Here is a 16,750-nt window from a genome sequence, read left to right on the forward strand (position 1 = left end):
TAAACTAAAAACCATAAACCATAAACAGTAAAAATAAATGGAATTGAAAGAAAAATTACTATCTTCATTTATGGCTTTTGAAGAGCGCATTGATGTGCATTCTGATTTGTATGACGTTCGAACTTCGGCAATAAAAAACTTCGAAAATAAAGGGTTTCCAACCAAAAAAGAAGAAGCTTGGAAATATACTTCGTTAAATACTATTCTAAAAAATGACTTTTCTGTTTTTCCAAAAACAGAAAATACCATTCAATATAGTGATGTAAAAAAGTACTTTTTACATGAAATAGATTCTTATAAAGTAGTTTTTATTGATGGTGTTTTTAGCTCTTTTTTATCATCAACAACACATGATGGAATAGATGTTTGCTTGATGTCATCGGTATTAACTAAGCCAAAATACAAAATGATTATTGATAGTTATTTTAATAAAGTGGCAAGTAAAGATGAAAGTTTAACGTCTTTAAACACTGCGTTTGCCAATGAAGGAGCCTATATCAATATTCCAAAAAGTAAAGTAGCTGATAAGCCTATTGAGATCATGTATTTCTCTACAGGAAAAGAAGTAGCCTTACTGGTTCAGCCAAGAAATTTGATTATCGTGGGCGAAAATTCGCATGTTCAAATTATAGAAAGACACCAAAGTTTGAATGAAAATCCTGTTTTAACCAATTCGGTTACTGAAATTTTTGCTCAAAAACGTGCTATTGTCGATTATTACAAAATTCAAAATGACAATCTCGAAGCCAATTTGATTGACAATACATATGTTTCTCAAAAATTAGAGAGCACCGTTTCTGTAAATACTTTTTCTTTTGGAGGAAACCTAACCAGAAACAATTTAAATTTCTATCATTTGGGCGAAAGAATTGTGAGTAATCTTAACGGAATCACTATTATTGGAGATAAGCAACACGTTGATCATTATACATTAGTGCAGCATGCACAACCCAATTGCGAAAGCCATCAGGATTATAAGGGTATTTTTTCGGATCGTTCTATAGGGGTTTTTAACGGAAAAATTTTCGTAGAAAAAGAAGCTCAAAAAACCAATGCTTTCCAGAAAAGCAATAATATTTTATTAAGCGATAAAGCAACCATTAATGCCAAGCCTCAATTAGAAATTTTTGCAGATGATGTAAAATGTTCTCACGGTTGTACCATTGGACAACTAGATGAAACGGCTATGTTTTATATGCAATCACGAGGAATTCCTAAAAAAGAAGCCAAAGCATTATTGATGTATGCTTTTTCTAATGCCGTTATAGAAAGTATTAAAATACCGGAACTCAAACAACGAATTACCACTATTATTGCTAATAAATTAGGTGTTAAATTAGGATTTGATTTGTAGCAATAAAATATAGAATATTAATAAGAATAATGGTATAAAAAAAGAGGAAATTGATTTCAGTTTCCTCTTTTTTTATATTATAATCCAAAATAATAATTTAAAAAAGATTAAAACTCTCAATAATGGTTGTTCTATTTATTTGATCGGAAATAGAAATAGATTTTATGATACCTATATTTTCTGCAAACCAATATTCTTCAGAAGCTGTTGATATTTGATTGTTTGCATTGATAGTAATATTTACTTTTGTTTTTATTACATTAGGATATACAATCCCGTTTTGCGTGATTTCGCCTTTGTAATAATTTTCGCCTTTATAGTCTACTTTAAATGGAAGTGTTCCTGATTGACCATTTCCAGTAAATGTAAATTTTGGAGTTAATGTACCAGTCCATTTTTTGTTTATTTCATAGTCGTCTCTCAAAATAGGTATTTCATAACTTTCAAGTTTAGCAATAATACCGTTAAAATCTATTTTACTTTCATCAGCTTTTAGTAAATAAGTGGCTCCTTTTTTACCAAAAAATTGTTTAATTGTAACATCAAAACCAATATCAAGTGCGCCATCACCAATAAATTCATAATATGTGGAACCACTAAATTGAATTGCACTAATAATTTTAGTTGTATACGAATCACTTTGATTTTCTACCGTATATTTCCAAGAATTATTAACTGCTAAAGGCAAGAAATTTCCTGTAGATAATCCGTAATCAATATTATTGTTGTTGTCATCATCATTGCTACAAGAAGCAAAGAATAATGTCAAAATTGAAATTAAACAGTATTTAATAAGATAAGTCTTTTTCATAAATTTATTTTTTTAACAAATATAATTGGTATTTATGGATAAAAGTTACCATTGGGTTAATAAAAATTATATTTATAAACTTCCAATAATCCCACTCAAAAACCCATTAAAATCAAAATCTTCGCTCAACCCCATCCGTACTACTACTAAATTAGCCGAAGGAATAATAAAAATCATCTGTCCTTGATACCCACTACAGCGATACATGTCTCTTGGCACATCAGGATAATCCCCCCCGGCATTAAGCCAAAAGTGACCGCCGTATATTCCGTTAGAAGTATTGGTAGGAGTAGCAACATATTTTGCCCAACTTTCATTAAAAAGTTGTTCGCCGTTCCAATTGCCTTTGTGTAAATAGAGAAGTCCAAATTTTGCCCAATCACGTGTTGTTGCCCAACCGTATGAAGAACCCAAATAATTACCTGCCATATCCGTTTCTACAATCATAGAATGCATTCCAATTTTATCTATTAATGCCGAATACCAAAAATCCAGATATTCTTGATGTGTTTTAAACTGTTTGCGTAGTATACCAGATAATAAATTTGTAGTTCCTGAGGAATAATTCCAATGTGAATTGGGTTTGTATTTTGCTGGTTTTCCTATTTGTGATTGCGACATATCTTCGGCTTGAAAAAGCATTTTAGTTACATCTGAAATTTTGGAGTAATCTTCTTCCCATTCCAATCCAGAATTCATGTGAATCAGGTCGTTAATAGTAATTTTTTTGCGCCCATCATTAGTCCATTCTTTAATTGGTGCAGGCTTATAAATATCAATTTTTCCTTGTTTTTGCAAAATACCAAAATAGGTTGCCGTCAAACTTTTTGTCATAGACCATCCTAAAATTCGTGAGTTTTTAGTAAAACCATTCGTATACTTTTCGGCAATAATTTTGTCTTTATAAATTACAAGTACTGATCGGGTTCGTTTTTTAATTTCGCCTTTTTTATCAAAAGCATCGGCAACTACTTTGTTTAATTTGGCATAATCTATTGTAGCGAAAATGGTATCTTTTGGGTCTAAATACCCGTAAGGAAAAGGTAAATTTGTATTCTTTTTGTTTCTATTAGGAACGTCATAGGGTTTAGTCATATCGAAATTATCGTTGATAAGCGTTGCTCCTAAACCTTCACGGTAAATTGCTTTTCGTTTTTTCAATCCGTAAACACTGGCTGTAACAAATTTTCCGTTTTCATCAATTTTGTTTGAAGCCAAATCAATCATGTCAATATCATTATCTCCTTTTTCGATCATTTCTTGAGAACGGTTATCTATAAAATGACCAGAAGCCACGCTTTTAGCAGAAAAACCAGATATTAAGTCCAATTTTGGATAAGTCGTATAACCGTAATAAATCACAAAAGCCAATAATGCAATTCCTAGAAACTTGAAGATTTTTTTCATAAAAAACGGAGTAAAATATTTTTAAAGTAAATGTAAAAATTTAAACTAATTATTAACAAGTGTTTGGTAAATATAGCTTCGTATTTTATTACTTTTGTATTTAGAAAAATTCTAAATAAAGTAATGTTAGATATACATAAAATAAGAACTGATTTTCCTATACTTTCACAAAAAGTAAACGGAAAACCTTTAGTTTATTTTGACAATGGGGCAACATCACAAAAACCACAGGTCGTGATTGATGCAATTTCAAATTATTATAAAGATATAAATGCCAATATTCATCGCGGGGTACACACTCTAAGTCAGCTGGCTACAGATGCATATGAGGCCTCTCGCAATACAATTCAAAATCATATTAATGCTAAGTTTTCTCATGAAGTTATTTTTACTTCAGGAACCACACATGGTATTAATTTAGTTGCTAATGGTTTTGCTTCTATTTTAAAACCTGGAGATGAGGTTTTGGTTTCTGCCATAGAGCATCACAGCAATATTGTGCCTTGGCAAATGCTTTGTGAAAAAACAGGAGCTGTTTTAAAAGTGATTCCAATGAATGAAAAAGGCGAATTAATTTTATCTGAATTTGATAAATTACTTTCAGAAAAAACTAAATTCGTTACAGTAAATCATATTTCGAATGCTTTGGGAACTATAAATCCAATAAAATATATTATTGATAAGGCACACGAATTTGACGCAGCAATTTTAATAGATGGTGCTCAAGCGGTATCTCATTTGAAACCAAATGTACAGGAATTGGATTGCGATTTTTATGCTTTTTCAGGGCATAAAATGTTTGGGCCAACTGGAACAGGTATTTTATACGGTAAAGAAGCATGGTTGAATAAACTACCCCCATATCAAGGTGGTGGTGAAATGATTAAAGAAGTAAGTTTCGAAAAAACTACTTATGCCGAATTGCCTCATAAATTTGAAGCAGGAACACCCAATATTGCCGATGGAATTGCTTTAGGAGCCGCTGTTGATTATATCAATGCGATAGGAATTGCAAATATTCAAGAGCAAGAAAAAGAATTGTTAGAGTACGGAACCAAAAGATTATTAGAAATTGAAGGCTTGAAAATTTTTGGAACTGCAGAGGCAAAAACTTCAGTAATTTCGTTTAATATAGAAGGTATTCATCCGTACGACATTGGTACAATTGTTGACAAGTTAGGAATAGCAGTTCGAACAGGACACCATTGTGCGCAACCAATTATGAATTTCTTTCAAATTCCCGGAACGATAAGAGCAAGTTTTGCTTTTTATAATACGAAAGAGGAAATTGACGTTATGGTTGAAGCTGTAAAAAGAGCGAAATTAATGTTATCTTAACAACTCTATTATGAAACTATTGTCTTTATTTTTCTTGACTATTTTTTTAGGAAAAAGCTGTGATGTTCAAAAAAAACAAGATTTAGAAACTACTGTTATCGAGTATGTTGCTAATACTCGTGGATTTTATAAAAAAATAACGGTACAAAATCAAATGGTTTTAGTCTCTAAAGACAGAAAAGGCAACGACAAACCAGTTGAGATTAAAATTTCTGATTCGGATTGGAAGAAACTAATTGCTGATTTTCAAGAAATTAATTTAGATGAGATTCCAAATTTGAAAGCGCCATCAGAAAAACGATTTTATGACGGAGCTGCTATCGCTAATTTAAGAATTACGTATAAAGACAAAACATATGAATCGACAAGTTTCGATCATGGAAATCCGCCAGCCGAGATTAAAAAATTAGTTGTATTAATAAATCAATTGGTTAAAGAAAAAGAATGAAAATAAAAGAAATACAAGACGAAATAGTCGAAGAGTTTTCGATGTTTGACGACTGGATGCAACGCTATGAATACATCATCGATTTAGGAAAAAATCTTCCATTGATAAAAGAAGAATATAAAACAGACGACAATATCATTAAAGGATGTCAATCTAAAGTTTGGCTCAAAGGGGAGCAAAACGATGATACCATTGTTTTTACTGCCGATAGCGACGCTATATTAACCAAAGGAATTATTGCTATTTTAATTCGAACTTTTTCAAACCAGAAAGCAATGGACATTCTTGAGGCCGATATGAGTTTTATTGACGAAATAGGATTAAAAGAACACTTGTCGCCCACAAGGGCTAACGGCTTAGTATCGATGATAAAAAATATTAAAATGTATGCTTTGGCATTCAACTCAAAAAATTAAAATTATGGAACAAACAATAGATACCAACGTATTAGGAGAAGCAATCGTAAAAAAATTAAAAACCATTTACGATCCTGAAATTCCTGTGGATATATACGAATTAGGATTAATTTATGATGTAATGGTAAATGAAGATTATGAAGTAAAAATCTTAATGACGTTAACATCGCCAAATTGTCCCGTTGCCGAAACTTTACCGCTTGAAGTAGAAGAAAAAATCAAATCGATAGAACACGTAAAAGATGCTGACGTAGAGATTACATTTGATCCGCCATGGAGTAAAGATTTAATGAGTGAAGAAGCAAAATTAGAATTAGGAATGTTGTAAAAATGCAAGACGAAATTATAAATAAAGTAGCCAATTCTGCGCTCGAAGTTTTTGATTTGGAAGATTATTATCCAAAGGGAATTCGAACACAAATTGACATAGCACAATGGTTAATTGAAGGTTTTTTATTGAAAGAAAAAGATTTTAGAGAATCACTAAAAAATCACGATTGGCATCAATATCAAGACCGTTTTGTGGCAATATATTGTTCAACCGATGCTATTCTTCCGGCTTGGGCTTCTATTTTAGTTACTATTCATGTGGCTCCATTTGCTAAGAAAGTGGTTAACGGAACTTTAGAAGCATTAGATACCGCATTGTATCAGGAAATTTTACCCACTTTAGATTATTCGATTTATCAAGATAAACCAATAATCATAAAAGGATGTTCTAAAAAACCAGTGCCAATGAGTGCTTATGTTTTAGCAGTTCAAAAATTGCAGCCTTTTGTAAGAAGTATTATGTATGGTGAAGCTTGTTCTGCCGTACCTTTGTATAAGGTTTCTAAAAAATGAATTTAGCATAAATATTCTAAAAAATTTAGGTTTTAAATGTTTTACTATATTTGTAACTCAAATTTTTAAAATTAAAACATGAAAAAAACACTACTATTTGTGATCTTATTTTTGTTAAGTTTTGTAGCTAATGCACAAAATTTAGAGAAGGAATTAATACAAAACACCGAAGCGTCAGTAAAAAAATTAATTGATACTTCAGGAAACGGTTGGAAAAAATTCGGAAATGTGTCTCTTCTTTTTAACCAATCAACTTTTAACAACTGGATAGCTGGAGGAGAAAATAATATTTCAGGAAATTTAGGAATCAATTATGATTTTAACTACAAAAGAAACGATTTAACTTGGGACAATAAAGTATTAGCCTCTTACGGTTTACTTCAAACCAAGAATGCCGATTTTGAGAAAAAAACCGATGACCGCTTCGAATTTAATTCTGTTTTAGGGAAAAAAGCTTTTGAAAATTGGTACTATTCACTCTTTTTAAACTTTAGAACGCAGTTCACTACAGGATATATCTATGGTAAAAAAGATGGTGTAGAAATCAGAACCGAGAGTACTAATTTTATTTCTCCTGGATATTTAACTTTTGGACCAGGTATGTTTTGGAAAAAAAGTGATAAATTGAAATTTAATTTTGCTCCACTAACTTCTAAAATGACATTTGTAGATAAAGAGAATACAACAATTGCAGGTTATGTGGATGGAAGCTATTTTGGAGTAGATGCTAATAAAAGCATGCGTTATGAATTGGGTTTTTATACATCAGGATATTATAAATTTGATGTTATAACCAATGTTTCCGCAGAAAACACTCTAAATTTATATACAAATTACCTTGAGAATCCTCAAAATGTCGATTTGGATTATACTTTAGCAATTGTAATGAAAATCAATAATTATATGTCAACAAATTTTGTTTTTCAAACGATTTATGATGATAATGCCTTTAGAGGTTTTCAAACAAGACAAGTACTTGGTTTAGGAATAAATTATAAGTTTTAAAATTATTTAATTTATAAAAAAGGGTCTTTAGCTTGCGTTAAAGACCCTTTTTGTTAGAGTTAATCTTCATTTTCAATTACATCTTTATAATCAGGATATAAAAACTTGTTATATGGAAAACGGGTGATGTGAATTTGTCTTACCGCTTCATAAACACGAGCTCTAAATTCCTCAATATTTTCTTTATTAATAGCAGAAATAAACAAGGCATTTTCTTCCCCTACATTGCTCATCCAAGTTTGTTTCCATTCTTGAAGTGTATAATGTTTTTTGGTTTTTTCGGTAATCAAATCATCTTCGTCAATCGTAAGATGTTTGTAAGCATCTATTTTATTAAAAACCATAATGATTGGTTTATTATTGCTTTTAATATCTAATAATGTTTGATTGACAGAAGCAATATGATCTTCAAAATCAGGATGAGATATGTCAACAACATGAAGCAACAAATCGGCTTCGCGAACTTCGTCAAGCGTGCTTTTGAAAGAATCTACTAGTTGAGTAGGGAGTTTTCGTATAAATCCTACTGTGTCTGAAAGCAAAAAAGGCAGATTTTTAATAACTACTTTTCTAACAGTAGTATCTAAAGTTGCAAATAATTTATTTTCTACAAAAACCTCACTTTTACTAATGACATTCATTAAAGTTGATTTCCCAACATTAGTATATCCTACAAGAGCGACACGAACCATAGCGCCTCTATTACCTCGTTGTACCGACATCTGTTTGTCGATAACTTTGATTTTATCTTTTAGTAAAGCAATTCTATCTCGTACAATACGTCTGTCTGTTTCAATTTCTGTTTCTCCAGGACCACGCATTCCTATTCCTCCTTTTTGACGTTCTAAGTGTGTCCACATTCCGGATAATCGAGGCAATAAATAGATACATTGAGCCAGTTCTACTTGAGTTTTTGCATAGGAAGATTCAGCTCTTTGAGCAAAAATATCAAGTATTAAGTTTGTTCGATCTAATACTTTACAATCTAGAATTTTAGTAATGTTTTTTTGTTGTGAAGGCGATAGTTCATCATCAAAAATTACGGTTGAAATGCCGTTTTCTTTAACATAATGATTAATTTCTTCCATTTTACCAGTCCCCAAAAATGTTTTAGGGTTTGGCCGTTCCATCTTTTGAAAAAATCGCTTAATAACTTCTCCCCCTGCTGTAAAAGTTAAAAATTCTAACTCATCAAGGTATTCTTTAAGTTTATCTTCGGTTTGATTTTGAGTTACAATTCCAACAATAACTGTCTTTTCAAATTTTATAGTTTCTTTTTCTAACATAAGTTTAAATGTAGTGCAAATTTAATGAATTGACTATAATTAAGGGTAAATGAAATCAAAACTTTTGTAGATTGCAATATATATTCAAAACATTGATAAATGGTTAATCTAAAAATTTTATAAAAACTAAAAAAGCAGTATATTGCATCGCAATTTTTAAAATAGCGAAAAGAGCAGATAACGATGAGAAAATATTGGGAATTACACTTTGTTTTAATTTATTTATTATCAGTAAATATTTATTCTCAAAATCTTATTACAAATGGAGATTTCGGGAATTTTAATGCGACTATATTTAGTCCACCATTATTAGGCTTTACAACGACTCATGCTCAGATACCCTATAACGGAGCTTCTAAGCCAGGAACTTATGCAATCACAAATGACCCATTTATTTTGTCTCCTGGCTCATTATATAGCGCCTACGACACTAAAGACGGAGTTATAGGTAACGGTACTGGGAATATGATGTATGTAGATGGAGATAAGAACAAAGTGTTTTGGAAACAAGACCCTCCATTATTACTAAATGCTGGAAAAATATATACATTCAGTTATTGGATAAGAAATGTTAATCAGACTGTTAATGGTGGCAGTCCGCCCCCAACAGTAAAATATAATGCAGTGGGTTGTACGAGTTGTATTACTGAAACTTATACAACTGCATTATCAAAAAACTGGGAAAAGGTTACTTATCAAGTTGTGCCAACTGCCACACAAATGGTTTCAATAGAATTATCAACTGTTAATGCTAATTCAATTGGAGGACATAATTTTGCAATCGACGATATTTCTCTAATTCCCCCTATTGTAGATTTGTCAATATCTTCCTCTCAAATAAACCCGTCTTGTCTTAACTCCACTGATGGATCAATTGTGGTTTACCCAAATAGTGGAGTTGGACCATTTACCTATATTTTAACAGGAACCAAGACAGATACGAATTCTACAGGAATTTTTACAGGATTATCTTCTGGATCTTATAGTGTTTCTGTTACTGATTCTGATGTTATTCCCATAACTAAAACAACAGAGACAATTAATATAGCAGATCCTCTTAATATAGCTATAAATATTTCACCATCAGGGTGTATTTTAGCGGCATCTCAAGTTTCTTTAACCGCAACAAATGGAGGGTCAACATATAAATGGATTGCCAATTCAGGGGTTCCTATTACAGATACTGATGATGTAGTTATTGTAAACCCACTCATAGGAACAGTCTATACCGTACAATCAGCAATTGATAAAACAAATCAAAATTTAATTAAGAACAGTGGGTTTGAAGATGAAACAGCTGGTTTCTATACGGATTATGTTTATTCAAATTTAAACACTAGTGGATCAAAATTTGCATATGGAGTTGTAAGCAATCCGAAAGATTGGTCTAACGGTTTTATTACTAGCACTGACAAAAGTGGCTCTGGAAAAATGCTAGTTACAAGTGGCTCGACAACCTCAAATACAATTATTTGGTCCCAATCGATACCAGTTTCAAATAACAGTGTCTACTCTTTTTCTTTTTGGGCACAAAACGTAGTTGCTGTAAGTCCAGCTCAATTTCAGGTATTAATAAACGGAATTCCAGTTGTGTTATCTCAAATATCAGCTAATAATGGCTCAAGTTCGGGTTGGACAGAGATTAAAGGAGTTTGGAATTCATCTACGTCATTACTTGCAAAAATTGAAATTTTAAATACTAATATTACATCAACAGGAAACGACTTTGCAATTGATGATATTTCATTTAGCACCTCAACACCCAAAACATGTCTATTGTCCAATCAAGTAACAGTGAACATTGGGGGAACAACGCCTGTAACAGCTTTCTCATATTCAACACCAATTTGTAAAAGCAGCTTAAATTCTTCTCCAATTCCTGCTTCAGGCTTTGTAACTAGAGGAGTTTATTCAGAATCAACAGGTTTATTATCAATTAATCCTTTAACAGGAGTAATAGATTTAGCTTTATCTCCAAGTGGAAATTATATTGTAAAATACGCTCTTGAAGCAAATGCAACAAAATGCCAGACTGATGGATTTTCAACTTTTCAAATTACTATTAACAATACATTAGAAGCTCCTAATGTAATTTCGCCTATTAATTATTGTAGAGATAGTGTTGCAAATGCACTAACGGCAACTGCTGTTACAGGAGCCACTTTGAATTGGTATGGTACAAATTCATCAGGGGGGAGTCCATCTGCAATAGCTCCATTACCATCTACAGGTAATGATGAATCTATTATTTATTATGTAAGTCAATCTATTGGATTATGTGAAAGTCCGCGTTCTGCAATTGTTGTGAATGTAAATGTTCCACCAAATGCAGGAACGTTAAGTGGTAATCAGAATGTTTGTTTAGGTTTACAAACATCCTTTGAATCAACAGTTTCAGGAGGAATATGGAGTTCTTCAAACACATTAATTGCTAACATTGAATCGTCAACTGGGGTAATTTCAGGTATAGCAATTGGCACATCTACTATAACTTATACGGTTTCTGGGTCAGGAGGGTGTGCTAATGCTTCAGAATCCCGAGATGTAATTTATAGTGCTGGTACCGATTCAGGATTGATAAGCGGAACGCAAACAGTTTGTATAGGGAAAAACACAATATTTGAATCAACTGCTTCAGGAGGAACTTGGGAATCTTCTAATTCTACAATTGCAACAGTAGATAATTTAACAGGAGTTGTATCTGGCGTTTCAGAAGGGACGGCAATAATTTCATATACTCTTACAGGAAGTGGTGGTTGTTCAGATTCTATTTCTATTCGTAATGTAACAGTGTATGTTGCTCCAAGCGCAGGAATATTAAACGGCAATCAAAACATATGCTTAGGTTTAGAAACAACTTTTTCATCTTCTTCATCTGGAGGAACTTGGAGTTCATCTGATACATCAATTGCTGCAATAAATCCTTCAACAGGATTAATTAAAGGTGCTACAATTGGAACAGCAACAATAACCTATACGGTTTCTGGGTCTGGAGGTTGTTCTAATGCTTCAGCAACTCGAGTTGTAACTTTTAGTGCTGGATCAGATGCAGGTGTATTAAATGGTGCAGAAAATGTTTGTATTGGAAAAAGCGCAGTATTCTCATCATCGGTTTCAGGAGGAATTTGGAGTTCATCAGATTCTACTATTGCCAAAGTTGATTCTTTTGGAGAGGTTAAGGGAGTAGCGCCTGGAACGGCTATAATTATATATACTGTTTCAGGAACAGGAGGTTGTTTAGATGCCATCGCTACTCGTAATGTAATAGTAAAAGCAACACCAAATGCTGGAATATTGAATGGCAATCAAAATGTATGTTTAGGGTTTACTACAACTTTTTCATCTTCGTCGTCAGCAGGAACTTGGAGCTCGTTAGCTCCAACTATTGCAACAGTAGATGATTTAGGAGTTGTAACAGGAGTTGCCGTTGGGACAACTACAATTACATATACTGTATTAGGATTGGGTGGATGTTCAGATGATACAGCTACTCGGGATGTGACGTTTAATGCAGATTCTAATGCTGGAATACTAAGTGGAATTTCAAATGTTTGTGAAGGTCTAACATCAACTTTTTACTCTAGCATTTCTGGAGGGACTTGGAGTTCTTTGGATACCACTATTGCAACGGTAGATACTACTAATGGATTTATTTCAGGCGTTTCGCCAGGTAAAGCAATAATAACATACACTATTGCTTCAACTCAAGGACAATGCATTAAAACATCTACTAAGGATATAGAAATAAATCCAAGTATTATTCCAACATTTAATTCAGTTAATCCAATTTGCTATGGAGAAGCTTTAGATCCTTTACCTACAGTTTCAATAAATGGTATAAAAGGAAATTGGTCGCCACTTTTAGACAATTTAACAACAAAAAAATATACTTTTACACCTAATAACTATCAGCAATGTGTAATAAAACAAGAATTAACTGTAACGGTTAAGGATCTTCCTGAATTTGGAATTATAGGAGACTGCAATAGTAAAAATTATGTTTTAAGTACTAATTCGAATTCGAAATTCTTATATACTTGGTTAAACTCGATGAGTGAAAGTATCAGTACTACTAATTCAGTTATTGTAAATAAAAACGGGAATTACAGTTTAGAAGTTATATCTGATGGGTGTAAAAGCATGAAGGAATTCGAAGTAATTAATGTATCATGTAATTATCCTAAAGGGATCTCGCCAAATAATGACGAATACAACAACTTTTTCGATTTAAGAAATTTTAAAGTAAAAAGCCTTCAAATTTATAACAGGTATGGACAAGAAGTGTATTCTAAAAATAATTATAAAAGTGAGTGGGTCGGATTAAGTAATGACGGAAAAGAGCTTCCCGATGGAACATATTATTATGTTATTAGCTTATTAAATAATGACAAACCAGAAACAGGATGGGTTTATCTTAATAGGAATAATTAGATGAAATATCTTTGAATCATTAATAGTTCCCCTTTTTATTAAGAATTTCAAATGTTTTAGTTTCTTTATGTTTTATTCCTAAAAGCTTCGTTTTAATTTATTTTTTCTACGAGTTTTCACAGATTTTTGTATGTGTTGGTTTGTAAAATTTGTTTTTTAAGCTTGAATTCAAAATTGTAATTTATCCTCCGAAATTCCTTTTAGAAACTTAAGGCATTGGTCTTAAGTTTTCCGTTTAGTTAAACTTAGAGACTCTTTTTCTTTTATCATGTAAATTTATGTTTTTGTAATTTGTACATGTTAATGATTTTCTAAAAACTCAAATAAAAAATTAAAAATTGTCATTGGCGTTAACAATTTAAGGATTTAAAAACAATATATTTATTAACACTATTACGTTTTCGTAATGGTTGTAGCTTAAACTTCTGCAATCACTATTTTTTTTTCTATAGTTTTACAATTCAAATAAAAAAACACTACTGTTTTTAGTAGTCAAAATCTTAAAAATGTATCAATGATAAAAAAAACAAATTGGTCAATAGCTTTAGTATTGATTTTATCAACATTTAATAGTTATTGTCAAAATCTTCTTGAAAATGGCGATTTTGAAAGCGGAGGTAATGGTGTTGGATTTAGCATAAATAGTTCGCTATACACAGAATTATCTACTCCGTTTTCTGGTAATACTTCTCCAGGAAATTATGCAGTTACAACTAATCCTCAACCAATGAACACCGCTAATTTTATTTCTGGTGGCGATCACACATCAGGTTCAGGAAAAATGCTGGTAGTCGATGGAACTACTTCTGGCGGACAACAACGATTTTGGAGAGCAGGTAATAATGGAGGAGGCGTTTGTAGTTTAAATTTGACAACAAAATATACTTTTAGTTACTGGGTAAAATCAGTATCTAATCTGGTAACCAATACAAGTACAAGAGCAGAAATTAAAATTATATTTAACAATGCTTCAAACGTTACTTTAGTTTCAGGTAATGCATTGGCACCTTTGCCTGCTTCAGGATGGCAGCAAGTGGTTTATACTTTTACGCCAACCAATCAATGTGTTAATATTGAAATATTCAATAACAATCTGAATGCAACAGGGAATGATTTTGCGGTTGATGATTTTTCACTAACAGCACCACCTGCTCCATTGACAATTTCAATTTCAAAATTAAACCCAACGTGTCCAGGAGCTTCAGATGCAACAATTGTAGCTTATCCCAACGGTGGCTTGGCTCCTTATAAATTTTTATTATCTGGTGCAACAACACCTATTTCGTCAGGTATTTTTCAGGGATTAAGTGATGGTTCTTATACTGTTACTGTAACAGATTCTAATATTCCACCAAGTAGTGCTACAACTCCAACGATTTCAATTGTTTCTCCTTTGAATATAACATTGTCCTCATCTTCAACAGGATGTACTACAGCAGGGTCTACAATAACACTTACCGCTACAAATGGTGGATCTACTTATAATTGGTCCGCATCAACCTTGATTCCGATTTTAGATACAGATGATGTTGTAGTAGTAAATCCGCAATTGAATACAACATATACAGTGACCTCAACAACTTCATCTTTAACAAATCTTAATTTAATTGGAAATGGAGATTTTGAATCAGGTACATCAGGATTTTTTTCCGATTATGGCTATTCAACGTCTAATACAAGTGGTGCACAATTTGCTTATGGAATAGTGAATAATCCAAAAAATTGGTTTGTCGATTTTGTAAACAGTACAGATCATAGTGGATCAGGAATGATGTTGGTGGCAGATGGAGCAACAAATTCTAATAAAGTTATTTGGTCGCAATCGTTACCAGTAGATAATAATAAAGTGTATACATTTTCTTTTTGGGCTCAAAATTTGGTTGCGAATAGCCCTGCTCAATTCCAAGTTTTAATAAATGGAGTTCCAATTACAATATCACCAATTTCAGCGACAAACACATCTACATCAGGTTGGACAAAAATTACTGGAACTTGGAATTCTACTAATAGTACATTAGCAACTATAAAAATTATTAATGCCAATATTGCAGTTGATGGTAATGATTTTGCTATTGACGATATTTCATTTAGTACTCCTACACCAAAAACATGTAATTTATCAAAACAATTAACAGTTACTGTTGGAGGAGTAAAACCTATAACTGATTTTTCTTATACAACACCAGCTTGTAAAAGCGGCATTAATCCCAAACCAACTCCTGCTGCAGGGTTTGTTTCGGGTGGAGTTTATTCTGAATCAACAGGGTTATTATCTATTAATTTCGCTACTGGTGAAATAAATTTATCTGCTTCCCTTAGCGGAACATACAAGGTTATGTATTCTATAGCAGAAAATTCAAGCACATGTCAGCTAGCCGGATTTTCAACGTTTGATATAATTATCGATTCAGCAATAACTGCTCCAGAGGTAACGCCAATTAATTATTGTATAAATACTTCGGCAACAGCATTATCTGCAACAGCATTATCAGGAGCAACTCTAAATTGGTATGGTACTAATGAAACTAGCGGAGTTGCATCACCAACCGCTAATGTGCCATCCACAACAACATTAGGAACCACTTTATATTATGTGAGTCAAAGTATTGGTGCTTGTGAAAGTTCTCGCGCAGCTATTGCAGTTGCAGTAACTGATTTGGCATTACCAATATTTACAGGAATTCCCACTTCAATTTGTTCAAATTCTACAGTATCAAGCTTGCCATCAACTTCAACTAATGGCATTAAAGGAATTTGGAACCCAGCAACGATTAATAATGTAGATACTACAATATATACTTTTACTTCTGATTCTGGACAATGCGCAACTAATGCTATAACTAAAATTATTGTTGATTCTAATATAGTGCCAACCTTCAGTCCAATAGCCCCAATATGTTCAGGTAGTTTGATTTCACCTTTACCTACAATATCTTCTAATAATATAATTGGGTCATGGTCTCCAGATTTAAATAATATATCAACAAAAATTTATACTTTTACACCAGATTCTGGACAACAATGTGTAACAACACAAACAATAACTATTGTTGTTAATTCAGTTCCAGAATTTACTATTTCCCAAGGATGTGTTGGAACGGATTATGTTTTAGATGTTGTAATGAAAAATAATTCAAATAATTTTCTATATTCATGGTATAATTCGGATGGAGTGGTAAAAGGTAGTAAATCATCAATTATAATTACTCAAAAAGGGAATTATAGTTTAGAAGTTAAGGAAGGAGAATGCAAAGCAAATATGAGTGATATTGAGATTAATAATGTATATTGCAATGTTCCAAAAGGCATTTCTCCTAATAATGATACTTTGAATGATACTTTTGATTTAAGCAATTTCAATGTATCCAAACTTGAAATATTTAATAGATATGGCATTAAAGTTTACAGCAA

The 16,750-nt window shown here is 32.2% G+C and carries 12 protein-coding genes; 9 read left to right on the forward strand and 3 right to left on the reverse strand.

The window, feature by feature from the left end:
* Positions 1-37: 37 nt before the first annotated feature.
* A complete protein-coding gene (gene sufD / locus F6464_RS07165; protein ID WP_151107110.1) occupies positions 38-1,354 on the forward strand; it encodes a Fe-S cluster assembly protein SufD in 1,317 nt (438 codons plus the stop codon).
* Between the two features lie 97 nt (positions 1,355-1,451).
* On the opposite strand, the gene F6464_RS07170 is transcribed toward sufD, so the two are convergent.
* Together F6464_RS07170 and F6464_RS07175 are read right to left on the reverse strand one after the other, a co-directional pair.
* Positions 1,452-2,165: a hypothetical protein gene (locus F6464_RS07170; RefSeq protein ID WP_151107111.1), complete on the reverse strand. Its 714-nt coding sequence runs from the start codon at positions 2,163-2,165 to the stop codon at positions 1,452-1,454.
* A 72-nt stretch (positions 2,166-2,237) separates the two neighbouring features.
* Positions 2,238-3,572 carry a serine hydrolase domain-containing protein gene (locus tag F6464_RS07175; RefSeq protein ID WP_151107112.1) on the reverse strand — a complete coding sequence of 445 codons (1,335 nt, stop codon included), beginning with the start codon at positions 3,570-3,572 and terminating at the stop codon, positions 2,238-2,240.
* Positions 3,573-3,695: 123 nt separating this feature from the next.
* Between F6464_RS07175 and F6464_RS07180 the strand changes: the two genes are divergently transcribed.
* From F6464_RS07180 to F6464_RS07205, 6 genes are all read left to right on the forward strand, one after another.
* Positions 3,696-4,910, forward strand: a complete 1,215-nt coding sequence (locus F6464_RS07180) for an aminotransferase class V-fold PLP-dependent enzyme (protein WP_151107113.1) — start codon at positions 3,696-3,698, stop codon at positions 4,908-4,910.
* Positions 4,911-4,920: 10 nt separating this feature from the next.
* On the forward strand, positions 4,921-5,358 hold the full coding sequence (locus tag F6464_RS07185) for a hypothetical protein (protein WP_151107114.1): 438 nt from the start codon (positions 4,921-4,923) through the stop codon (positions 5,356-5,358).
* Positions 5,355-5,774: a SufE family protein gene (locus F6464_RS07190; RefSeq protein ID WP_151107115.1), complete on the forward strand. Its 420-nt coding sequence runs from the start codon at positions 5,355-5,357 to the stop codon at positions 5,772-5,774. The genes F6464_RS07185 and F6464_RS07190 overlap by 4 nt, the downstream gene beginning before the upstream one ends.
* Before the next feature lie 4 nt (positions 5,775-5,778).
* On the forward strand, positions 5,779-6,102 hold the full coding sequence (locus F6464_RS07195) for an SUF system Fe-S cluster assembly protein (RefSeq protein WP_151107116.1): 324 nt from the start codon (positions 5,779-5,781) through the stop codon (positions 6,100-6,102).
* Positions 6,103-6,104: 2 nt separating this feature from the next.
* Positions 6,105-6,617 carry a DUF2480 family protein gene (locus tag F6464_RS07200; RefSeq protein ID WP_151107117.1) on the forward strand — a complete coding sequence of 171 codons (513 nt, stop codon included), beginning with the start codon at positions 6,105-6,107 and terminating at the stop codon, positions 6,615-6,617.
* A 78-nt stretch (positions 6,618-6,695) separates the two neighbouring features.
* On the forward strand, positions 6,696-7,622 hold the full coding sequence (locus F6464_RS07205) for a DUF3078 domain-containing protein (RefSeq protein ID WP_151107118.1): 927 nt from the start codon (positions 6,696-6,698) through the stop codon (positions 7,620-7,622).
* A 59-nt stretch (positions 7,623-7,681) separates the two neighbouring features.
* On the opposite strand, the gene hflX is transcribed toward F6464_RS07205, so the two are convergent.
* On the reverse strand, positions 7,682-8,908 hold the full coding sequence (hflX, locus tag F6464_RS07210; RefSeq protein ID WP_151107119.1) for a GTPase HflX: 1,227 nt from the start codon (positions 8,906-8,908) through the stop codon (positions 7,682-7,684).
* A gap of 183 nt (positions 8,909-9,091) precedes the next feature.
* Between hflX and F6464_RS07215 the strand changes: the two genes are divergently transcribed.
* Both F6464_RS07215 and F6464_RS07220 read left to right on the forward strand, forming a co-directional pair.
* A complete protein-coding gene (locus F6464_RS07215) occupies positions 9,092-13,339 on the forward strand; it encodes a gliding motility-associated C-terminal domain-containing protein (RefSeq protein WP_151107120.1) in 4,248 nt (1,415 codons plus the stop codon).
* Between the two features lie 514 nt (positions 13,340-13,853).
* On the forward strand, positions 13,854-16,750 hold a 2,897-nt coding region (locus tag F6464_RS07220; RefSeq protein WP_191963334.1), incomplete at its 3' end, for a T9SS type B sorting domain-containing protein.

It is taken from the genome of Flavobacterium luteum (genome assembly GCF_008806775.1).
Taxonomy (GTDB): Bacteria; Bacteroidota; Bacteroidia; order Flavobacteriales; family Flavobacteriaceae; genus Flavobacterium; species Flavobacterium luteum.